Below are 22,494 nucleotides of genomic sequence, written 5' to 3' on the forward strand. Positions count from 1 at the left end.
ATGGTTCAATGCCTGTTGTGGCTAGTTGGTTTACACGCACAGCAACAGGGCTGGGATAAGCATTTTCAGGCCAATACCATTGGGCATCGAACGGTACTCTCAACGATTCGCTTGGGATTGGAGGTACTCAGGCGGCCTGATTATCAAATCACGGAGAAAGAATTGCTGGCGGCCTGGGTATTATTCGCCAATCAGTTGCTCAAATATGGCTATGCTATGGCTGATTTATGAGGGGATCCTTCAGAGCTAAAGCAGGAAAGGAATTATAAGCGACTTTATCCTATAGATTTTGAGATGAAAGATCTTTTCAATGGTGAATTTACTTCACTAAATGACTATTTAAAAAAGACGTATAGTCAAGCAATAATAAAAATTAGCAATGGAAAGCAAGGTAGTGCCTCAGAGTATATTGATGAAAATAATAAACTTTTAATTGGCACGAAAAATATATTAGATATTTACATGAGAGAGTTAGATGGTGAACTTTCAATGAGCACTTATGTCCTACCATCTATGTATAATACATCAGCAGATTTTAAGGTGGAAAAAAGTCGCATTATAAATGCTATAGAAAAAAGTGGTCTTGTTTTCATGGCTGTAGAAAATATTGACCATATAAATTTATTAGATAACATTAGACTACGTAATCCAAGCCTGTTAGATAAAATAATAGTATTTCTTCATACTACACCACACATGCTAAATATTGATATATTAAATAGTGTTGCCATATACGGTAACTTCTCTAAAGACCCCTTATCTTATGAAGTGGATGTAGATATTATAAGAGGTGATCTTAAAGCGAAGTCAATATCTTACTTGCCTCTATCTATTGGAAATGGCAGTATTCATGACTCTCGAGATACGATAAAGCCTGTTAATAGTTTACCTGAAAATAAACCGCTCATCATCTTTGACTCTAATGCTGAAAGAGAGTATTACGATAAAATAATTTTTCTAGAAAAAGATCTGGAATCAAAGAAACGGGAAATATCTAAATATGAGGCTGTAAGGAGCAATGTATACACTGCATTTTCACCTCTCATACTAGCAATTCTTTGCATTGTTAGCGCTATATTTATCAAAAAAGATATAATTAAAAGTGAATTTAAAAAAACATCTGTGATTTATTTATATTGCTCTTTTTTGATTTTCATCGTTGTTACATATTACGCTAATGTATATCCAGAATTTCCTATATTAAAACACATCTCATATTTTATATCTAAGATCTTGCCGTATAATGAAGTACTACCAGAAAATTAAAAAAATTGAACCATATATGGACGCTCCCGGTGAGTCAAAAGGAAAAATGGGGTTTAATGGGAACCCATTATTAAGTTGGCTAAGAGATAAGCATGCATAGCTTTTTTCATTCGAAGAGTTCACTCCAATTTTAGATAAGTTCACCGATCCCCTGCGAAGTTGCTGAAGGGCGTTGAAGAAAATAGCGTGACGCAGACAGGACGTCTGCGTAGCTTTCGGGGGGAATGGACGCCCCATCGGAAGCGTTAGCAATTTTCGAATAAGCACGAAGCCACTAATCAATGCATTTAACTTCGCTAGGGGCGTCTTGGAGAATCCAAGGAGGATAGGACGAGCAGTCCTCCTTGGTCGGGTGTGGGGTGAAGCCCCACGACTTTTTGGACTAAGCATTAAACAATGTGGTTTAATGCTTAGTCCATACGGAATTCAGATAAGCCTTGGATGATTAAAAAATGATTCGATATTTATTATTCGTATTCTTTGCTCTTGTGGCATTTTTGGGTAATGCGGTTGCTGGCGAATATCAGCTTGATTGGCATGTCCCTGACGAGGAGTTGATTTATCACTCCTGCGGTTGTGCTGATTCCTGTTGGGTTGCCGAGGTTCGCCAAGCTAAAGTGGAAAAACTGATTATCGCCAAACTGAGATGCGACTGCGAAAAACTCTATTTTACTGATAAAACTGGTGTAGAACGGGTTGTTGCTGAAAACTGTGATGACTTAAACACCGACAATAAAATGGATTTGATCCCAGAGCGAATTAATCAACTTCAGTCACATTTAAATACCCCTCGTTAACTCTTTTTATCATTGTGTTGAATGGGATTTCACAATTTTTATCTTTAGGAAATTGCATGAAAAAAATTAGTTTTTTTGGTACGAGCATAGTGCTTGCTTTGACACTTGTTATCGGCCTTGCAGTTGATTTGATAGTTGAATTTAAGTCTGAATCGATTTTTATGCAGATGAATATTTTTAGCTTCAAGTTATTATTTTCGTTACTTAGCATGCTTTGTGTATATATTGCTATTGCAGTCACTTTTAATTTTAAAGTGTTACCTATGCTTATAGGTAAAGATTATCCGTCAAATTACTTTAGGTGGTCTAAGTTTCGATATCTAGAAGTTTTCTTTTTATTTAACTTATGGTCTATGGGTGATCTACAATATTTCACCGTCGTAATAGTTAATTTCGCTTTGGTTGAGTTGATACACTTATATTTAGTTTATAAAAGTATCAATAATAAGCTTGAGTCTACTATATAAATTGGTAAGTTGAGGACAATAAGGCGTGTGGAGTTGGCATAACTCTTTCAATGCGAAAAGTGAATTCTAATATCAGAGAAGTTCACCGATCCCCGGCGAAGTTGTCGAAATACGCAGATAAAAATGCCGTTGCGGCATCATGGATGATGGCGCAGGCTCGGGGGCACATGGATGTGCCATCTGAGCCGTTAGGCGATTTTTATTGGAGTATGAGACAGGTAACTAATGCATGTAACTTCGTTAGGGGCGGCAAGGGGAGATGCAAGAGGGGGATTGCTGTTGATCCCCTTCTTGCCCTGGTGTGGAATGGAATTCCACGACTTTGATTTTGATTTTGATTTTGATTTTAAATTTAAAAATTAAAACCAAAAAATTAAGGGGTGATGACTTGACTCAGCCCCTTAATTCCACATTTTGTCTAATTTCCCAAGTGAAACTTGGGCATTAACGAGTACCAATGATTACTCGGGATCATAGTCAAGTACTGGCGCCAGCCACTTCTCCGTTTCCGCAATACTCATCCCTTTACGCTTCGCATAATCTTCCACTTGATCGCGGCCTATGTTACTCACACCAAAGTAGCGGGATTTCGGGTGGGCGAAATACCAGCCCGATACTGCCGCTGTGGGGAACATGGCGTAGCTTTCGGTGATGTTCAAGTTGATAGTCTCATCGGGCTTGAGCAAGTCCCATAACAAGCCTTTTTCTGTGTGGTCTGGGCAAGCTGGGTAGCCCGGTGCGGGGCGTATGCCTTTGTATTTCTCGCGGATTAATGCTTCGTTGCTTAACTGCTCATCGGCCGCATAACCCCAAAACTCTTTACGTACCCGTTCGTGCATCCGCTCGGCAAAGGCTTCGGCCAAACGGTCGGCTAAGCATTTGAGCATGATGGCGTTGTAGTCGTCATGGTTGGCTTCAAAACGCGCCACATGTTCGTCTATGCCGTGGCCTGTGGTCACCGCAAAGCCGCCCATGTAATCGGCGACGCCTGAGTCTTTTGGTGCAACAAAATCGGATAGGCAGAAGTTGTCGTTGCCGACACGTTCAAGCTGCATCCGCAGGTGATGTGTGGTCATTTCGACTGTGGTACGCGACTCATCGGTGTACAGCTCGATATCGTCGTAATTGACGGTATTGGCGGGGAATAAGCCGATAACCGCTTTCGCTGTGAGCCACTTTTCTTCAATGATTTGTTTGAGCATGGCCTGACCATCGGCGAATAGCTTTTGCGCTTCTTCACCGACCACTTTATCGGTGAGGATTTCAGGGTAGTGGCCGTGCAGTTCCCACGAGCGGAAAAACGGTGTCCAGTCGATACGCTCGACTAAGTCTTCTAATGGATAATTATCAAATACTTGGCGACCGAGCACGTTTGGCGTAAACGGGGTGTAGTTGGCCCAATCGTGTTGGCAGCGGTTTTCACGGGCCGCTTCGAGTGACACTATCTCTTTGCGCTTGGCTTGGGATAAACGCTTAGTGCGCATGTCGTCGTATTCAGCATAGGTTTCGTCTATGGTCGCTTGGCGTGTCTCGTTGTTGATGAGCTTGCTCACCATAGGTACAGCGCGGGACGCATCGGCGATATAAATGGCGCCATGGGGATAATGGGGCGCAATCTTCACCGCTGTGTGGATTTTAGAGCAAGTGGCACCGCCGATAATCGCCGGAATAGTTAAGCCTTCGCGGTGGAAGGTTTTCACGTTATGCACCATCTCGTCCAGACTCGGCGTGATGAGCCCCGACATGCCGATGATATCGATATTGTGTTCTTTCACGGCGTCGAGAATTCGCTCCACCGACACCATCACACCTAAATCGAATACCTCGAAACCGTTACAGGCGAGCACCACGCCGACGATATTCTTGCCGATATCGTGCACGTCACCTTTTACTGTCACCATCAAAATCTTGCCGTTAGATTGGCCTTCGACCTTTTCTAGCTCGATATAGGGGTTTAAGTAAGCCACGGCTTTTTTCATCACCCGCGCCGATTTCACCACCTGCGGCAGGAACATTTTGCCCGAGCCGAACAAGTCGCCGACCACGTTCATGCCGTCCATCAAGGCGCCTTCAATCACATCCAGTGGACGTTTCGCTTCTTGGCGAGCGGCTTCGGTATCTTCATCGATAAATTCGGTAATGCCTTTGACGAGCGCATGGGATAAGCGTTGGCTCACCGGCCAGCTGCGCCATTCTAAATCTTCTTTCTTGCCCACCTGCGCGCCATCACCGCGGAATTTCTCTGCGATTTCAAGTAACTGCTCGGTATTGCTTGAGCCTTCAACTGGGCAGGGCAAGTTAAGCACCACGTTTTCGACCCGCACTTTAAGCTCAGGATCGATATCGTCGTAAATGGCTAACTGACCTGCGTTGACAATGCCCATGTCCATACCGACTTTGATGGCGTGGTACAGGAAGACCGCGTGAATCGCTTCGCGCACTGGGTTGTTACCGCGGAACGAGAACGACACGTTCGATACGCCGCCCGAAATCATCGCGTGGGGCAGGGTGGCTTTAATCGCTTTAATGGCATCAATAAAATCGACGGCATAGTTGTCGTGTTCATCGATACCTGTGGCGATGGCGAAAATATTCGGGTCGAAGATGATGTCTTCTGGCGGAAAGCCGACCTTATCGACCAGCACCCGATAGGCGCGGGTACAGATTTCGATTTTACGCGCTTTAGTGTCGGCCTGACCCTGTTCGTCGAACGCCATGATAATGGCCGCCGCGCCGTAGCGTTTCACTAAGGTGGCTTGCTCGATAAACTTGGCTTCGCCTTCTTTAAGGGAAATCGAGTTAACTATGCCCTTGCCTTGAATACATTTGAGGCCAGCTTCGATCACTTCCCACTTAGAGGAGTCGATCATAATAGGTACGCGACTGATGTCGGGCTCAGAGGCAATCAAGTTTAAAAACTTGTGCATGATCTCGGCGCCATCGAGCATGCCTTCGTCCATGTTGATGTCGATGATTTGCGCGCCGCTTTCGACCTGCTCGCGGGCGACATCGAGCGCCTGCTCAAACTTGCCTTCTTTGATCAGCTTTAAAAACTTGGCCGAACCTGTAACGTTGGTGCGCTCACCCACGTTAACGAACAGGGATTGGGCGTCGATAGTCAGTGGTTCCAAACCGGCTAAGCGGCAAGCTACGGGAATATCGGGCAACACGCGCGGGTTATGTCTGTCGACCGCTTCACGGATCACGCGGATATGTTCAGGCGTACTACCACAACAACCACCGATAATATTGAGCATGCCTTCGCGCGCCCAATCTTCGATCACGTTCGCCATATCCTCTGGGGTTTCATCGTAACCGCCAAACTCGTTCGGCAGGCCTGCATTCGGATGCGCCGACACATAACACTCGCTGATGCGGGATAATTCTTCCACATAGGGGCGCAATTCTTTTGGCCCAAGTGCACAGTTAAGACCGATAGATAAGGGCTTGATATGACGAAGGGAATTGTAAAAGGCTTCGGTCGTTTGGCCAGTCAGTGTGCGGCCAGAGGCATCGGTAATGGTGCCCGAAATCATGATCGGCAATCTGTCTTTAGAATGCTGACCAAATAAGTCATCGAATACGGATTCAATTGCGAACAGCGCGGCTTTGGCGTTTAAGGTATCGAATATGGTCTCGACCATAATGATATCCGCGCCGCCTTCAATCAGCGCCTTAGTAGATTCTTTGTAAGCAGTCACTAACTCATCGAAGCTGACGTTGCGATAGCCAGGGTCGTTCACATCAGGGCTAATCGAACACGTACGGTTAGTGGGGCCTAACACACCGGCGACGTAGCGTGGAATGCCTGTGGCAGCAAAGGCTTCATCACAGGCTTCACGGGCGAGGCGCGCGCCGACTAAGTTAATTTCGGCGGACAGCGACTGCATGTCGTAGTCGGCCATGGCAATAGTAGTAGCATTAAAGGTGTTGGTTTCAATGATGTCGGCACCGGCGTTTAAGTAGTCGGTGTGAATCTGTTTGATGATGTGGGGTTGCGACAACACCAATAAATCGTTGTTGCCTTTGACGTCAGTGTGCCAATCTTTAAAGCGTTCGCCGCGATAGTCCTCTTCTTCCAGCTTGTAGCCTTGGATCATAGTGCCCATGGCACCGTCTAAGATCAGAATGCGCTCTGCAAGCTGTTTGCGTATGTCTGCCAATATCTGGCCGGCTTTGGTAGAGGGTATCGTCATAAATAATTACCTTAAATACAGCTAAGTTAAGTCCAAAAATCGGCCATTGTTATGCTAAGTGCATTTTATTGTCGTCAGCCGACATTTTTTGAATACTTGTTCTTAAAAATTTGTTTTGGACATTTAAACGTATAGACGTCCATAATACGCGACTTATGATTGTCAGGGCAAGATGAAAGTCAAAGGCATTAGGAGCGAGAATCGAGAATCAAGAATTTAGGCCCTCGGCTTTAGTTCTTAGTATCTAGTCCCTAACTAAAAAGGCATATATGAAACAAGTTCGATTGTTATTGTTGCGCCACGGTGAGTGTGAAGGCGGCGCCATTTTACGCGGCCGTGTGGATGTGCCTTTAAGCGAAAAGGGCTGGCAGCAAATGTCGGCAGCGGTTGAGGCGCAGGCAAGTACCTGTAGCGCGATTTACAGTTCGACTTCACGCCGCTGCGCCGAATTTGCCCAAGCCTTTGCCGCCGAATTGCATTCGACGGCGGCGCTGGTATCTGAGTCAAGGCCATTGCAGGCGCAGTTTTTGTCGGGTTTACAGGAAATTGATTTTGGTGATTGGGACGGTCGTCGACTCGATGAGCTGTATCAGCAAGAGGGCGAACGTTTAGCGGCCTATTGGCAAAACCCTTGGCAAACTCCGCCACCCAATGGTGAAACTATGGCAAGTTTTGAGTCGCGGGTGAATGGGACGATTGACCAGATACTCGCCGCTGAGTTTGAACGATTGACCCTTGACTCACATAAAATGGGTAATGAAAACAGTACCGTTAATGAAAACTGTGACAATATGCCAGCCACTCAAGTGTGGGTCGTGACCCACGGCGGGGTGATCCGTCACTTAATGGCGCGTGCCTTAGGGGTTGAACGGGCGGTGGGGTTTTATAGTCAACTCGATTTACCCGTGGCGGCCGTGGTGAGCATTAATGTGCTGCAAGATGAACTGGGTGCCTGCTATTGGCGTTTAGCTTGGCCGAGTGGGCGCAGGTGTTGAGGCCTTATTTCACGACCTAGGAGTTATGGTGTAGGCGTGATTGTTTGGCGAGAATAAGCTGACATGAAAATATTCTGATTTAAACAGCATTGCCTAATAGGATAGATGTAGGATAATGCTTTTCCCTGACGTTTGAACGAGATAGCGTATTACATGCGCAATGAGTGATAACGTCGCAGAAATAGGTGTTGGGAATAGACTCTCTTTGTTCGAATCGCTCCGTTGTTTTTATTCACAGTGGCGTTGTTAACAAAGAGCATATCAACCCAAATATAATAGGGAATCGGGGAGCTGCTCGTCAGTCAGCCCGAACTGTGCCCGCAACTGTGAGTAGTGAAAAAGATCTCGAATCTTCTTCCCTACGAGTCAGGAGACCTGCCTATTTCTGTTATCGCTGCGTGCAGCCTTAGTTCTCGAGCGGGTGACTCGAGGGAGCAGATGACAATGTGCACAACCTTTTTTTATACAGGTTTGGACTCGATAGGAGCGCCGCTTAGGTGAAACTTTCCGCAATCCAAACTAATAGCCCCGTGAATGTGAATGATAGTGACACTAACCCGTCATTGAGCCCGTCAGTCGCGCTCAATGTGAGCCAGTTGAGCTGGTGTATCGATGGCAAAACCATTCTTTCCAATATTAACTTTACGCTGCCAACGGGGCAGATGCTGGGGTTGATTGGCCCTAACGGTGCGGGCAAGTCTAGCTTGTTGCGATGTTTGTATCGGTTTGTTCGCCCGACTCAGGGCAAAATTACCCTTTTTGATCAAGATATTGAGCGTTTGTCGCCCAAGGCGTTTGCCTGTCGCGTTGCCGTAGTGCAGCAGGATACACCGCACTATTTTGACCTCACCACAGAGCAATTGGTCAGCATGGGCTTAACGCCCCACAAGGGCATGTTCGATACCAATTCGAGCTGTGATACTGAGCGTATTGCTAAGGCTTTAGAGAAAGTCGGCTTGAGCCATAAGATGCACCAACAATATGAGCACTTATCTGGCGGTGAAAAGCAACGCGCCTTAATTGCCCGCGCCATAGTGCAGCAGCCGCAGCTTTTAATCCTCGATGAGCCAACGAACCACCTCGATGTGCGCTATCAAATTCAAATCCTCGAATTGGTGCGTAGTCTTGGCATCAGCGTGATTGCCTCTATTCATGATCTTAATTTAGCCAGTGCCCTGTGCGACAGTTTGTTGTTGATCCATAACGGGGAAGTCAGCGCTATGGGGACGCCAACCGAAGTATTAACCGAGGCGCGAATTGGCGATGTGTTTGGCGTGTGTGCTCAGGTATCGCCCCATCCACAACATAAAAAGCCCTTAATCAGCTATTTTTATGGTTACCACCATATAGATCATGGCCTGAACGAGCGAGGCGAGGGTGGATGACTCAGGGGAGTAAACAATATTTCATCTCATATTTGGGACGTATCGTGACACCGTTGACGAGACAACAACTGATGCTGCTCGTATTAGGTGTCATCACTTTGATAACGCCTATTGCCGCGACGAGTTTTGGTGCGGCGAACATCAGTTTTACGGATGTTATTCAAGTATTTATCAATAAGGCGACGAACCTCACTCAAGCCAATGGCATGACTGAGCGCATTGTGATGGAGCTCAGGCTACCGCGCATTTTACTGGCTTTTGTGGCGGGTGCGGGTTTGTCACTGGCGGGCAGTGTGTTGCAAACCGTGACTCGCAATCCGCTCGCCGATCCCTATTTGTTTGGCATTAGCTCTGGCGCGTCCTTTGGTGCTGTGGTGATGTTGACCTTATTCACTGGCTCTGGATTTTTTGATAATGCGGGCATGGCGGCACATTCTGGGCTTTTTAGCGGTTCGGGCGCCTTGTCTGGTTTGCTTTGGTTTAGCTTGCCCTTGGGCGCTTTTATTGGTGCGAGTTTGTCGGTGCTAATAGTGCTGGCTTTGTCTGGGCTTGGGCTCAATAGCCAAGTGGAGCGCATGTTGCTCTCTGGTGTGGCGACCTCCTTTATGTTCGGCGCATTAACGAGTCTGCTGCTGTATTTCGCCAGTCCGCAGGCGACAGCCTCTGTGCTGTTTTGGAGTTTAGGCAGTTTTTCAAAGGCCAGTTGGTCCTTGTTAGTACTGCCGACACTAGTGATTGGTGCGAGTTTATTCATTATTTTAGGCATGAAACGGCAGATCATGGCGTTGCAGGCGGGGGATGAAACGGCGCATACCTTAGGGGTGAATGTGCCTAAGCTGCGGCTCAATATGTTGCTGCTCTGCTCCTTGATTACCGCTATTTTGGTGGCTACCTGCGGCGGTATCGGTTTTGTCGGGTTAATGATCCCCCATACAGTACGCATGCTGTTTCCCGGTCGTCAGCCGATTTTATTAACGGCGCTGGTGGGCGGATTATTTATGGTGTGGATTGATGTATTAGCGCGCTGTTTACTTGGCAATCAAGAGTTGCCTGTGGGCATTATCACGGCGGCCATAGGTAGCATGTTCTTTTTGCTGATTTTACGTAAACGCAGAGTCATGGCGTAATCCTAGAGTCATCTAGCAAGCGCAAACTGGCGAGATAATCAGCATTTCTGTTGATATCTGCCCCGCGATTGGAAATGCAAAATTGGACATGTTCGTCATAGACGCGGGATGCGTTGTGGTTATTTAATGTAGATTACAAAGTGGAGTGTGGATGTCTCAGTCAGCCGTGTCTTTTCAAATAAGCCCTGTGAGTAAAGCGCAGGATCTGGTGATTCTGCAGAAAATTGATCTTAAGACTAAGCCGCCCGGTGCCTTAGGTCAGCTCGAATCCTTAGCCTTGCAGATTGCCCGCGTGCAAGCGACTGATTTGCAACAAACGGAGCAGCCACAAACGGATGTGCTCAAAATAGTCCATCCAACCATGTTAGTGTTTGCGGGGGATCATGGCATTGCCGCAGAAGGCGTGTCGATTGCCCCTAGCGAAGTGACTCACCAAATGGTGCAAAACTTTGCCCATGGCGGCGCGGCGATTAACGTTTTTTGTCGGCAGGTGGGCTTTAAGCTCGAAGTGATCGATTGCGGTATTTTAACGCCAGTTGAAGGGGTTGAAGGCATTATTGATCAACGTCTTGGTGCTGGAACGGGGGCAATCCATTTAGAGCCAGCAATGGCGCTTGAAACCGTCGATAAAGGCTTTGCTATGGCGCGCGATTTGATTGAACGTCACCATCAAGCGGGTTGTAACTTAGTCGCCTTTGGTGAAATGGGCATAGGCAATACCTCCTCTGCTGCGGCCATTATGGCGGCGATTATGCAGCTGGATGTGATTGATTGTGTCGGCCGTGGTACGGGCATTAATAGCGAAACCTTAGAACGTAAACTGATGCTGATTGAGCTCGCGTTATTGCTGCATCAAAGCGCCTTAACTGGACCTAAGTCAGTGTTAGCTTGCCTAGGAGGCTTTGAAATTGTGCAGATGACGGGGGCTATGTTAGCTGCCGCTGAACGTAAAATGCTGGTGGTCGTGGACGGTTTTATCGCGACAGCGGCAGCATTAGTCGCAGTGCAAATCGCCCCCAATGTGCGTGATTATTTGATTTTTGCCCATCAATCCGATGAGCAAGGTCATCTGCGAATGTTAGAATTTTTGCAGGCTAAACCTTTATTATCCCTAGGGCTGAGATTAGGCGAAGGTACGGGGGCGGCCTTGGCATTGCCGCTTATTCAAGCCTCAGTAAATTTTTACAATCAAATGGCGAGTTTTAGTGATGCGGGGATTGAGGCTGTTGTATGATGTGCTCTGCTAAGTCGCTTATTTTACTTATTTAAAATAATAGCCTTTAGCCAACCGTTTTAATTTTAAACCTTGCAGCAAGTGTGAATTCACTAAGGATGCTTTATGTCAGAACGCGAAAGCTGGCACAAAGAGATAGATTTATTTTTAGTTGCCATGGGCTATTTTACCCGCATTCCTATGCCTAAGTGGGTCGAAGTCGATAGCGATAAGTTGAATAAGGCCAGCCGTTATTTCGGTCTCGTCGGTCTTCTGGTCGGCTTGTTAAGCGCCATAGTGTTTTGGCTGACGCAGAACTGGCTCCCCGCCGGCGTTTCTGTTCTTTTAGCTATGTTGGTTGGCGTCTTGCTCACGGGCGGATTCCATGAGGATGGCCTCGCCGATACCTTCGACGGTTTTGGCGGGGGTTGGACGGCTGAAGACAAGCTGCGGATCATGAAAGACTCGCGCCTTGGCAGTTATGGCGCACTGGCGCTGATGTTGGCCCTGCTGCTGAAATGGCAGTTGCTAGTCGAGTTGGCCCTGTACGATCCTGTCGTTGCGGGTTCAGCACTTATCGTCGCGCACACAGTGAGCCGTGTGGTATCAGCCAGTATCATTTTTAGCGAAAAGTATGTCCGCGATGACGAGACCAGTAAGTCTAAGCCGCTATCGCAACATCAAGGCATTAATGAGCTGCTTATCCTGATCGCCAGCGGCGTATTAGTGCTGTTATTCCTCAAGGGGTTAGCGGCATTGTCATTGCTATTGGTGATGATAGGACTGCGCCGTTTGATCATAGTGATCTTTAGACGCCAGATTGGCGGTTACACGGGTGATACCTTAGGCGCGGCGCAGCAAATATCTGAAATCGTGTGTTATTTTGTATTGCTCGTTGTGGGTAACATACTGTGATCCACCTCGTCCTAGGCGGCGCCCGTAGCGGTAAGAGTCGCTACGGCGAAGCCTTAGTGCGTCAGTACACTGCGCTCGGCTTCGATGCATGCTATGTGGCGACGGCGCAGGCGCTAGATGATGAAATGGCGACACGTATCGCCAAGCATCAAGCGGGACGATCGGACGATGGTATCGAATGGCAATTGTTTGAAGAGTCGCTCGCCCTCACTGCACTGCTAAAACGGTTAGCAAAACCTGGGCGAGTGATTTTAGTAGACTGTTTAACCCTTTGGTTAACGAATCAATTACTTGCATCGAACGTTAACATCGATGATGACCCCGCGCCGACTGAGTGGAATGCGACTGACTTTGCCGTTTCAACCTCTGACGATAAAGCTCATGCGAGTTGGCAGGCCGAGAAAACGGCGTTTGTGGATTCCCTCGTTGAGCTTGAGGGAGTGGTGATTTTGATCAGTAACGAAGTCGGTTCTGGCATAGTGCCCTTAGGTGAGTTGAGCCGACAATTTGTCGATGAAGCGGGCTGGTTAAATCAAGCTGTGGCGACCTTAGCGGATAATGTCACCTTAGTGGTCGCTGGTTTACCCTTAGCATTGAAACCACTTTAGACTTTGGGCACAGTCCACGTTTTAAGCTTAAGTTGCATACTTAAGTGATTTTTAGACTGAACTGTTATGTTAATGACTGCAAACTAGAATAAGCCTTTTAAACCTATGTCCTCTCCAAACACAGACAACACAGGCTGTGCTAATGCACTCGATACCGCTGACGCTTTAGCTATTCATTTTGCTGCTAATCTTGTGGTGAATACGCCTGCTGTTAATTCACCTCGTCGCGCAAAAGTTTTGATGGTGCAGGGCACTACATCGGATGCGGGCAAGAGCACCTTAGTCGCAGGCATTTGTCGTTTGCTCGCCCGTCAGGGGATTAAGGTTGCGCCCTTTAAGCCGCAAAATATGGCGCTCAATAGCGCTGTTACTATTGATGGCGGCGAGATTGGCCGCGCACAGGCCTTGCAAGCCGCGGCCTGTTATCTTGAGCCCCATACCGATTTTAATCCCATTCTGCTTAAGCCTAGCTCGGACACGGGCGCGCAAATTATCGTTCATGGCAAAGCCCTGACGACACTCGAAGCCTCGGCCTTTTTTGGGCCTAAATCTAAGGATTACAAGGCAATGGCGCTTGGCGCTGTGCTGGAGTCCTTCGAGCGATTGACAGCCCAGTATCAAACCATAGTGGTGGAAGGCGCGGGCAGTCCGGCGGAGATCAATCTGCGCGAAGGTGATATTGCCAACATGGGATTTGCCGAAGCCGTAGATTGCCCTGTGATCATCATTGCCGATATCGACAAGGGCGGCGTATTTGCCCATTTGGTCGGGACGCTGGCGCTGTTATCTGAGTCTGAACAGGCGCGGGTAAAGGGCTTTGTGATCAACCGTTTCCGTGGTGATATTAGCCTGTTGCAATCTGGTCTCGATTGGCTTGAAGCTTATACGAGCAAGCCTGTTTTAGGTGTGTTGCCTTATCTGCATGATTTACATCTCGATGCCGAAGATGCGCTGATAAGCTCGCCGACTAAAGGCGCTAACAGCCGTTTAAAAGTGCGGGTATTAGTATACCCAAGGATCAGTAATCACACGGATTTTGATCCGCTGCGGTTGCATCCCGATATCGATTTTGACTATGTGTCGTTGCAAACTCAAGCCGCGAGTCACGCGACTCATTTGCCCGCCGCCGATATATTGATCTTGCCCGGCAGTAAGAATGTGCGCGCCGATTTGGCCTTTTTACGCCAGCAAGGTTGGGATAAGGATATCGCCACTCACCTGCGTTACGGCGGAAAAGTGCTAGGCGTTTGTGGCGGCTATCAAATGTTAGGCCAAAGTATTACCGATCCCTTAGGCATTGAAGACAGTGCGGGTGATACCGCAGGACTTGGCTACCTGCCGCTGAGCACAGAACTGAAAGCCGAAAAACAGTTACGGCGAGTGAGAGGTGAGCTAACGTTACTTGGGCAAAAGGTTGCTGTTAAGGGCTATGAAATCCACTGCGGTGAATCAAGCTATCTTATCCCTAGGCTTGAACAAACGAATGCGCCCTTGCAGTTAATCCCTGAATCCACATCTGTGAGCTTTGCTGATGGCCTGCAAAGCGATGACGGGCAAATCCTTGGCACTTATTTACATGGGCTGTTTGATAGCCCTGATGCGTGTCAGTTGATTTTGCGCTGGGCGGGATTAAACGATGCTAAGGCGATAGATATCAATCAAATACGTGAGCAGCAACTCGATCGTTTAGCCGATGTGTTAGCTGAGCATTTAGACATGCAAAAATTACAGCCAATTTTAGAAGCATAAGTTTTAGAAGCAGACATTTTTAGCCGCAGAGTGAAGAGAAGACCATGACAGCACAGAACGACAACGAACAAGCGCAAATCAAGGCCGAACGCCACAAGGCTCGCCAACAGAAAGTGAAAGCCGGTGTGGATGCTAAAATTGCCGCCGCCCAAGAGGAGAAGGGGATTCTGCTGGTGTTAACTGGTAACGGTAAAGGCAAATCGACCTCAGGTTTTGGTACAGTGGCCCGCGCCGTCGGTCACGGTAAAAAAGCCGCGGTAGTGCAATTTATCAAAGGCACTTGGGAGTGCGGTGAGCGCAATTTACTCGAAGGTGCAGGGGTTGAGTTTCATGTAATGGGCACAGGTTTTACCTGGGAAACCCAAGATAAAGAAAAGGATACCGCCGCCGCTGTACTCGCTTGGGAAGCCGCCGAAAAGCTGCTGCAAGATGAGAGCATAGATTGCGTGATGCTCGATGAACTCACCTACATGGTGAGCTATCACTATCTGGATGTGGAACGTGTGCTTAGCGCACTTAAAAATCGTCCACCCATGCAGCATGTGATTATTACGGGTCGGGCCTGTCATCGCGCCATTATTGAACTTGCCGATACTGTCAGCGAAGTGCAGCCGTTGAAACACGCCTTCGAAGCGGGTATCAAGGCACAGCAAGGTTTTGATTACTAATCGAACCTTGTAAAAGTCGGCTTATAAGTGATGCAGCATTGTTGGTTGCAATGTTCAGTAAGACGCGCGAATGGCTTTAGCACAGGCATAAAATGCGCTAAGTTTGAGGATTAGTAACTGCCTATTAGTGACTAGCAACTAGCGACAATTTGCTGTTAGCGACTATGGGTTAGCCTCTAGCCGTTCAGTGTTCAAAGCGTTCTCAAGGATGATCCTATGAATAAGCGTATCGTGATTTGTGCCGATGGGACTTGGAATCGGCCTGAGAAAGATCTTAAGGTCGATTTCCCCACCAATGTGCTGCGCCTCGCGCGGGCGATTAGCCCGATAGCGGCCGATGGTAAACCCCAACAGGTATTTTATGACTGGGGCGTGGGTTCCTATTACGATCAAACCATCGGTGGCGCAACAGGGCGTGGTTTACATAAAAATATTATGGATGGGTATCGCTATATAGTGCAAAACTATTCCCCTGGCGATGAGATTTATCTCTTTGGTTTTAGCCGTGGTGCTTACACTGTGCGTTGCTTGTGTGGTTTGATTAATAACTGCGGCATACTTAAACGCCCCGATGCGGCGTTGATTCAACAAGCTTTCGACCACTATAAAAAAAGCAGTGCGCCCTTTGCGCCTGATGGTGAAAAATCCCTCGAATTTAGAGCGAGATACAGTCATGAATCACGGGAAATCAAGTTTGTTGGTGTGTGGGATACCGTGGGTGCTATGGGGATCCCTATTTCATTTTTAGGCTTGTTCGAAGATAAAGACGAGTTTTACGACACTAAAATTGGCCGCAATGTGCGCGTTGCCCGTCATGCGTTAGCCATAGATGAACATCGCAGTGATTTTGAGCCGACCATTTGGCAACTGCGTGACAATATGGACATGCAGCAAGTGTGGTTTGCGGGCGCCCATAGCAATATTGGCGGCAGTTATAAACCCGATAAAGACGGTTCATTGTTGTCGGATATTGCACTGTTGTGGATGATATCCGAGGCGCAGAAATTTAATTTAAGCATAGAGCCACACTTAGCTGCGAGTGTGCATCCAAATCCGCTTGCGACCTTACATGACTCGAGACGCAGTTTTTATCGGATAAAACAGGAATATTTGCGACCACTCGACCCTGAGCAAGTCCCAGTACTTTTGCATCATTCGGTGAAGGCCCGCTGGGATCAAGATCCTCAGTATCGCCCGAAGAATCTACAAACTTATATCGAACACTATGGCTGGCCAGAGCAGCTAGTTTAACTCTATAACCCCAAGTGACCTGAAGCTACTACGCCTGCATCTTCAGGCGGTTTGGGGATAAATACTAAGGCATATCATGATTAAGCGACACTTAGCTGGACTCGTTTTTGGGCTCAGCTTGTTTTTTCCCCATAGCGTATTGGCCGAGCCCGCTAAACGCATTATTGCGCTCTCGCCCCATGCGGTGGAAATGCTTTACGCCATAGGTGCGGGCGATACAATTGTGGCCGCAACCGATTATGCGGATTATCCCGAGGCGGCAAAAAATATCCCGCGTATTGGGGGTTACTATGGCATTCAAATGGAGCGGGTGATGGAGCTTAATCCCGATCTGATTGTGGTGTGGGATTCGGGTAATAAAGCCGAAGATATCAACCAGCTTAGGACGTTAGGATTTAACCTTTATGGTAGCGATCCTAAAACCTTAGAAGGCGTCGCCAAGGAGCTTGAAGAGTTAGGCCAACTTACGGGGCATGTTGAAGAAGCAAGCAAGGCTGCGGCCGCTTATCGCGCTGAGCTTATCCGATTGCGGGTTGAAAATGCTAAAAAATCAGAACCTAAGGTATTCTATCAACTCTGGTCGACCCCCTTGATGACAGTCTCTAAAAACAGTTGGATCCAACAGATCATCAGTGTGTGCCATGGACAAAATGTGTTTTACGATGCTGCCAGTGATTATCCGCAAGTCAGTTTAGAAAACGTCTTGCTGACCTTGCCCGAGGTGATTTTGCAAAGTGAAGAAGAAGGTAATGTGAAAGGGGTTGATTGGCGCCAATGGCCAGAAATTCCTGCCGTGAAGAAACAGCATATTTATCAACTCAATGCCGATTTATTACACCGCGCGACGCCCAGAGCTTTACTTGGCGTTCAAGCCTTATGTGATGCCTTGGATAAAGCGCGTTAACCTAATTTGTAACCTATCTTTACTTTTGGCATAACCGCCGAGAGGATAGATAACTACACTATGAATAAAAACAAGGAAGCCCAATGAATACCCTCTTAATCTGTTTGTTTATCGCCATGTTATTACCCTATCTCGCCAAAGGCCCCGTCGCTTGGGCGATGGCAAAGACGGGTGGTTACGATAATAATCATCCCCGTGCTCAGCAAGCACAGCTAACCGGTTTTGGCGCTCGCGCTTTAGCGGGACATCAAAATGCCTTTGAATCATTGCTGGTGTTTGGCCTAGCCGTATTAGTGGTTATCGCCACGGGCAAAGTGAATCCCACCACTGAGTGGCTCGCCATCGTCCATGTAGGCGCCCGCTTTGTGTATCACATCCTCTATCTTGCCAACAAAGGCACCTTAAGATCCCTCACATGGTTTGTTGCCATCTTCAGTGCTTTCGGGATTTTCTTTCAGGCTTTTTAAGCTTGGATATTAAAGGATCTGCGCCAGTTTTTTGATACTTTCCCGCAGATCATCAGGCGTATGAGCGGCATAGCCCAGTAAGATAGCTTGCCTTGGATAGGGCGCTTGGCAATATCGAGACAAAGGCTGTGCCCCCAAACGTATTTGGCGGCATTTGTTGAGCACTTCCTCTTCGGTCAAGTCGCCTTTTAGCCAACACACGAGGTGAATACCTGAGTCAGAGGTTTGAACGGACAATTTGTCGGGCAGATACTGCTCAATTGCCGCGATTAGCGCCGTTTGGCGTGCTAAGCAGGCTTTTCGCACTCGGCGAACATGCCGTGCATAATGTCCTTCGGCGATAAACAACGCTAATGTAGCTTGCTCTAGGTGAGCCGTGTGCGTATCGGCGTAATGCTTTGCCAACTGGAAAGCCTGTATCAGTTTAGGGGGCACCACTAAAAAGCCGAGGCGCAATTCGGGCAGCAGCATCTTGGAAAAGGTGCCAGCGTAGATCACCCTTTGATGTTTATCGAGCCCCTGTAATGCCTGTATCGGACGGGCGCTATAACGAAACTCGCTATTATAGTCATCTTCTAAAATCCATTTACTCTGCTCAGCGGCCCAATCGAGTAAGGCCAATCGTCGTGGCAGACTTAGCATACCGCCGAGGGGAAATTGGTGTGAGGGCGCGGTAAAAGCCAGTTTCACTGCAGGATACCGCTGTATCGCATCGGCAATATTTGTGCCCTCATCATCAACACTCACAGGACGAACTTGCATATTTTGCGAGAGAAAAGCGCCTAAAGCCCCGTCATATCCAGGTTCATCAAGCCAGACTTCATCTCCCTGTTGGAGTAGTACCTGCGCCGTGAGGTTAATGGCCTGCTGAGTTCCATTGACTATGATGATCTGCTCAGGTGTGCAATTGAGGCCACGGGTCGAACGCGCATAGTCACTTATCGCCTCACGCAGCGGTAAATACCCCGCGCTATGGTTTGATTTACCTAAGGTTTTACGCGATTGCCGCCAAACTCGGCCTAACAGCCGCCCCCAAAGTTGGTGTGGGAAAAGATCGACGCATCCGACGCCAATATTAAACATGCTATGGCTGTGGTCCGTATTCCCCTTCGCTTTCAGTCGCGCCATTTCTATTAGCTGTGGATTAATTTCTAATTCGGAATCAAAGGCTTGAGCGCTTTCTCTGGCACGGTTTGGAATATCGATCAATTCATCGGGAATGGTATCTGACACATAAGTGCCCGATCCCGGTTTAGTCAGCAGATAGCCTTCATCAATCAGGCGCTCAAACCCTTGCAGTACTGAGTTACGTGAAATCTGCATGGTTTCCGACAAGGCTCTGCTGGATGGGAGTTTCATTCGCGGGTGTAAACGTCCATCAAGAATGGCCTCTCTAAACGCATGATAAAGCTGATCTTTGAGGATGCCATCTTTGAGTTGCAAGTGAGGGAAATTGGATTGAGGTTTTTTCATTTGCTAACTGGTACTGTAAAAAATACAAAAAGTGTACCTTATGCAGTACCACAATTGAATCTAGAATCTTGCTTCAGTAAAACTGAGACCATTTACTTAATTTCAAGGAGTGCGCTAATGTCCAGCCAATCACTAACAGTAACCATTGATATGGTTAAAGAAACGGACTATTCACTCTGGTTACCACACTGGCGTGATTACCAGACTTTTTACAAAGTGGCGTTATCGGAAGCGACCACCCAAGCCACGTGGCGCCGATTCTTCGATGACCAAGAACCTATTTATTGCGCCGTCGCAAGAGAGGGCCAAAACTTACTCGGTTTTGTGCACTATGTTTTTCATCGTTCTACATGGGCCGAAACGGATTATTGTTATCTTGAAGACTTGTTTGTTGCCCCAACGGCAAGGGGTCAACATGTTGGAAAACAATTGATTGAGCATGTAAAGCAAGCGGCCATTGAACACAACTGCGCGCGCCTGTACTGGCATACACAGGAAACAAATTTAACCGCGCAAAAACTCTATAACTGGATTGGTGAAAAACCGGGAGTCATTGAGTACAGAATGCCGCTGTAAGGAGGGGCCTTTAATAAATGCATTAACTGGCTAGCTTATTAATGCATTTATTATCAGGTGCTTGATAGTCTAAAATCCTTTCAACCCTAATGCTAAAGGGCTTTTAGCATTAGGTTTTAATGCACGTTTTAATTGCGACTAATCGCAGCGATCACCGCATCGGTCAGTTCCCAAGTATTTGCCGTTCCGCCCATATCGCGGGTTAAAGACTGCTTATCTTTCAATACGTTTTCTATCGCGCTGAGTATCAGGTCGTGCATTGCGCCATAACCTAAATGTTGCATCATCATAGCGCCCGCCCAAATTGTGCCTAAAGGATTGGCAATACCTTGGCCTGCAATATCTGGCGCTGAACCATGAACTGGCTCAAACATCGACGGAAATTCCTTGCTTGGATTGATGTTCGCCGAAGGGGCAATGGCGATAGTGCCAGTGCACGCAGGGCCAAGATCAGACAGGATATCGCCAAACAAATTTGAGCCAACAACCACGTCAAAATGCTCGGGTTTCAGCACGAAATTTGCCGTCAGAATATCGATATGATATTGGTCGACCTTAACATTGGGATACTGTTTTGCCATTTTCACGACGCGACTATCCCAATAGGGCATAGAGTGAAATATGCCATTGGATTTGGTCGCTGAGGTTAAGTGCTTTGCCTTGCGGCTTTGGGCTAAATCGAAGGCATATTTTAAGATGCGGTCTGTGCCACGACGGGTAAAAATGCTCTGCTGGGAGACTATCTCATGTTCAGTGCCTTCATATTGAATGCCGCCGACGGCGGAATATTCGCCTTCCACGTTTTCACGTACTACATAAAAATCGATATCGCCGGGTTTTTTGCCCGCGAGTGGGCAGGGCACGCCTTCAAATAACCGAATAGGCCTAAGGTTCACGTATTGCTCAAAGGCTCTGCGGATCGGTAGCAGCAATCCCCAGAGTGAAATATGGTCGGGAACTCCTGGAAATCCAACAGCGCCTAAGTAGATGGCATCAAAGGATTTTAGTTGCTCAAGTCCATCCTCTGGCATCATGCGACCGGTTTTATGGTAGGTTTCACAGGACCAGTCGAAATAGGTCCACTCAAACGTCACACCTAAGATTTTTCCTGCGGCTTCGAGTGTGCGTATCCCTTCTGGGATCACTTCAGTACCTATGCCATCTCCGGCAATTACGGCGATTTTTACCTTAGACATCTTCGACTCCAATAGGGGATTCTGCGTTTTTTGTATGTTATTCCATATTCGTATCGTGTATGAATAGGCTAAATGTTTTGTTAAGGATTACGAATCGTGAGTCAACTGCCGCCACTTGAAGATTTACGGGTCTTTGTTATCGCCGCTACAAGCGGGGGATTTACAGCCGCTGCGGAGCAATTATCTTTTTCTCCAGCGTATGTGAGTAAACGCATTGGCCTATTAGAAAAAGCGCTCGGAGTACGCTTGTTTCTGCGCTCTGCCAGAAGTGTCAGCCTCACCTTAGAGGGCAAGATTGCCTTGGAATGGTCCGAACGTTTGCTCGATACCATGGAGCAAATGAGCCTTGAAATTAGCTTAGAGCAGCAAGTGCCACGGGGGCGATTACGTATCGCAACTAGCACAGGATTTGGCAGCCACTGTATTGCGCCGATTATTTCAGACCTCGTGTTCCACTATCCCGAATTAGAAGTTGATTTAGAGTTGCTCGACCGCCCAGTCGATCTGGTCTCTGAAGGTTTTGATCTGGAGATCCGTGTCGGTGGCGAATTGCCACCGCAAATGATAGCTAAGCGTCTTGCGAGTAATTATCGGGTATTGGCGGCATCGCCGACCTATATCGACACGCATGGCATGCCAAACAATCTCGCGGCATTAGCCGAGCATAAGTGCATAGGGATCCGCGAGCGCGATCAAAACCATAGAGTGTGGCGATTGGAAAGTGCGGCTGGCATAGCCTCGGTTGATTTAGCGGCTTCATTGATGACCAATAATGGCACAGTCGCTAAGCAGTGGTGCCTTAAAGGCCACGGTATTATGTTGCGCTCCATCTGGGATTTACAGCAAGATTTCTTAAGCGGCAGATTAGTCAGAGTACTCCCCGAGTATCATCAATCCGCTGAAATTCATGTAATTTATGCCTCACGATTAGAAACGTCTGCCAAACTTCGCACCTGCGTCGCCTATCTTGAAGAGGCATTACCTCGTTTTGCTGGCACTGGAATAAGTTGATTTTATTTCGCCAATCTCTATGGGCGAGTGAACGCTCGCTATTTTTATATTGAGTTTAAATAAATCAAGATGTTGGATTTAATTGCTGACATTGGGTCAAGAGGCGGCCAAGAAGGCGCTCGTCCTATTCTCCTTAAAAAATGATCGTAATAGGTCATTTTGTATATCTATTAAGCAAACTGTCAGGTTTTTACTGTTACCTTACGCCCCCGATGTATTGGCTAATCCCA

General features: G+C 47.5%; 18 protein-coding genes, 1 pseudogene and 1 riboswitch. Of the genes and pseudogenes, 16 read left to right on the forward strand and 3 right to left on the reverse strand.

The features are described 5' to 3' along the window. From L5M18_RS19190 to L5M18_RS19200, 3 genes and pseudogenes are all read left to right on the forward strand, one after another. Positions 1-231: pseudogene (locus L5M18_RS19190) on the forward strand (IS4 family transposase); the annotation flags it as partial. A gap of 63 nt (positions 232-294) precedes the next feature. Further along, positions 295-1,266: a hypothetical protein gene (locus L5M18_RS19195; RefSeq protein WP_263198265.1), complete on the forward strand. Its 972-nt coding sequence runs from the start codon at positions 295-297 to the stop codon at positions 1,264-1,266. A 452-nt stretch (positions 1,267-1,718) separates the two neighbouring features. Beyond that, a complete protein-coding gene (locus L5M18_RS19200; protein WP_263198266.1) occupies positions 1,719-2,063 on the forward strand; it encodes a hypothetical protein in 345 nt (114 codons plus the stop codon). A gap of 928 nt (positions 2,064-2,991) precedes the next feature. Here the strand turns inward: L5M18_RS19200 and metH are convergent. Beyond that, positions 2,992-6,726 carry a methionine synthase gene (gene metH / locus L5M18_RS19205; protein ID WP_263198267.1) on the reverse strand — a complete coding sequence of 1,245 codons (3,735 nt, stop codon included), beginning with the start codon at positions 6,724-6,726 and terminating at the stop codon, positions 2,992-2,994. Between the two features lie 269 nt (positions 6,727-6,995). Here metH and L5M18_RS19210 point away from each other — a divergent pair, with 269 nt between their 5' ends. From L5M18_RS19210 to L5M18_RS19260, 11 genes are all read left to right on the forward strand, one after another. Then, the gene (locus L5M18_RS19210) at positions 6,996-7,721 is read left to right on the forward strand and encodes a histidine phosphatase family protein (protein WP_263198269.1); all 726 of its coding nucleotides are present in this window, start codon (positions 6,996-6,998) and stop codon (positions 7,719-7,721) included. A gap of 221 nt (positions 7,722-7,942) precedes the next feature. After that, positions 7,943-8,119: riboswitch (cobalamin riboswitch) on the forward strand. Positions 8,120-8,218: 99 nt separating this feature from the next. Next, complete coding sequence (locus L5M18_RS19215) at positions 8,219-9,106, forward strand: ABC transporter ATP-binding protein (RefSeq protein WP_263198271.1); 888 nt, start codon at positions 8,219-8,221, stop codon at positions 9,104-9,106. Further along, positions 9,103-10,233 (forward strand): FecCD family ABC transporter permease, encoded by a 1,131-nt coding sequence (locus L5M18_RS19220; protein ID WP_263198272.1) that lies wholly within the window; start codon positions 9,103-9,105, stop codon positions 10,231-10,233. The genes L5M18_RS19215 and L5M18_RS19220 overlap by 4 nt, the downstream gene beginning before the upstream one ends. A gap of 151 nt (positions 10,234-10,384) precedes the next feature. Beyond that, entirely contained in the window at positions 10,385-11,467 is a 1,083-nt protein-coding gene (gene cobT, locus L5M18_RS19225; protein ID WP_105251613.1) for a nicotinate-nucleotide--dimethylbenzimidazole phosphoribosyltransferase, read from the forward strand. Between the two features lie 105 nt (positions 11,468-11,572). Further along, a complete protein-coding gene (locus tag L5M18_RS19230; RefSeq protein WP_028759425.1) occupies positions 11,573-12,361 on the forward strand; it encodes an adenosylcobinamide-GDP ribazoletransferase in 789 nt (262 codons plus the stop codon). After that, positions 12,358-12,969, forward strand: coding sequence for a bifunctional adenosylcobinamide kinase/adenosylcobinamide-phosphate guanylyltransferase (cobU, locus tag L5M18_RS19235; protein WP_263198274.1), 612 nt, complete (start codon positions 12,358-12,360; stop codon positions 12,967-12,969). Before L5M18_RS19230 ends, cobU begins: the two co-directional genes overlap by 4 nt. A gap of 105 nt (positions 12,970-13,074) precedes the next feature. Beyond that, positions 13,075-14,718 (forward strand): cobyric acid synthase, encoded by a 1,644-nt coding sequence (locus tag L5M18_RS19240; RefSeq protein ID WP_263198275.1) that lies wholly within the window; start codon positions 13,075-13,077, stop codon positions 14,716-14,718. Positions 14,719-14,762: 44 nt separating this feature from the next. Continuing rightward, positions 14,763-15,386: a cob(I)yrinic acid a,c-diamide adenosyltransferase gene (cobO, locus tag L5M18_RS19245; RefSeq protein WP_198571815.1), complete on the forward strand. Its 624-nt coding sequence runs from the start codon at positions 14,763-14,765 to the stop codon at positions 15,384-15,386. 216 nt (positions 15,387-15,602) lie between these two features. Beyond that, positions 15,603-16,637, forward strand: coding sequence for a DUF2235 domain-containing protein (locus L5M18_RS19250; protein WP_263198277.1), 1,035 nt, complete (start codon positions 15,603-15,605; stop codon positions 16,635-16,637). A 76-nt stretch (positions 16,638-16,713) separates the two neighbouring features. Next, on the forward strand, positions 16,714-17,541 hold the full coding sequence (locus L5M18_RS19255) for a cobalamin-binding protein (RefSeq protein ID WP_131525603.1): 828 nt from the start codon (positions 16,714-16,716) through the stop codon (positions 17,539-17,541). An 83-nt stretch (positions 17,542-17,624) separates the two neighbouring features. Beyond that, positions 17,625-18,008 (forward strand): MAPEG family protein, encoded by a 384-nt coding sequence (locus tag L5M18_RS19260; RefSeq protein ID WP_263198279.1) that lies wholly within the window; start codon positions 17,625-17,627, stop codon positions 18,006-18,008. A 9-nt stretch (positions 18,009-18,017) separates the two neighbouring features. Here L5M18_RS19260 and L5M18_RS19265 read toward each other — a convergent pair whose 3' ends face one another. Further along, positions 18,018-19,481, reverse strand: coding sequence for a PLP-dependent aminotransferase family protein (locus L5M18_RS19265; protein ID WP_263198281.1), 1,464 nt, complete (start codon positions 19,479-19,481; stop codon positions 18,018-18,020). Positions 19,482-19,598: 117 nt separating this feature from the next. On the opposite strand from L5M18_RS19265, the gene L5M18_RS19270 reads away from it, so the two are divergent. Then, positions 19,599-20,057 (forward strand): GNAT family N-acetyltransferase, encoded by a 459-nt coding sequence (locus L5M18_RS19270; protein WP_263198283.1) that lies wholly within the window; start codon positions 19,599-19,601, stop codon positions 20,055-20,057. Positions 20,058-20,185: 128 nt separating this feature from the next. Here L5M18_RS19270 and L5M18_RS19275 read toward each other — a convergent pair whose 3' ends face one another. Then, a complete protein-coding gene (locus tag L5M18_RS19275) occupies positions 20,186-21,253 on the reverse strand; it encodes a tartrate dehydrogenase (RefSeq protein ID WP_263198284.1) in 1,068 nt (355 codons plus the stop codon). A gap of 96 nt (positions 21,254-21,349) precedes the next feature. On the opposite strand from L5M18_RS19275, the gene L5M18_RS19280 reads away from it, so the two are divergent. Next, positions 21,350-22,264: a LysR family transcriptional regulator gene (locus tag L5M18_RS19280; RefSeq protein ID WP_173243112.1), complete on the forward strand. Its 915-nt coding sequence runs from the start codon at positions 21,350-21,352 to the stop codon at positions 22,262-22,264. Positions 22,265-22,494 lie beyond the last annotated feature (230 nt).

This window comes from Shewanella sp. SM20 (assembly GCF_025654545.1).
Classification (GTDB): Bacteria; Pseudomonadota; Gammaproteobacteria; order Enterobacterales; family Shewanellaceae; genus Shewanella; species Shewanella oncorhynchi.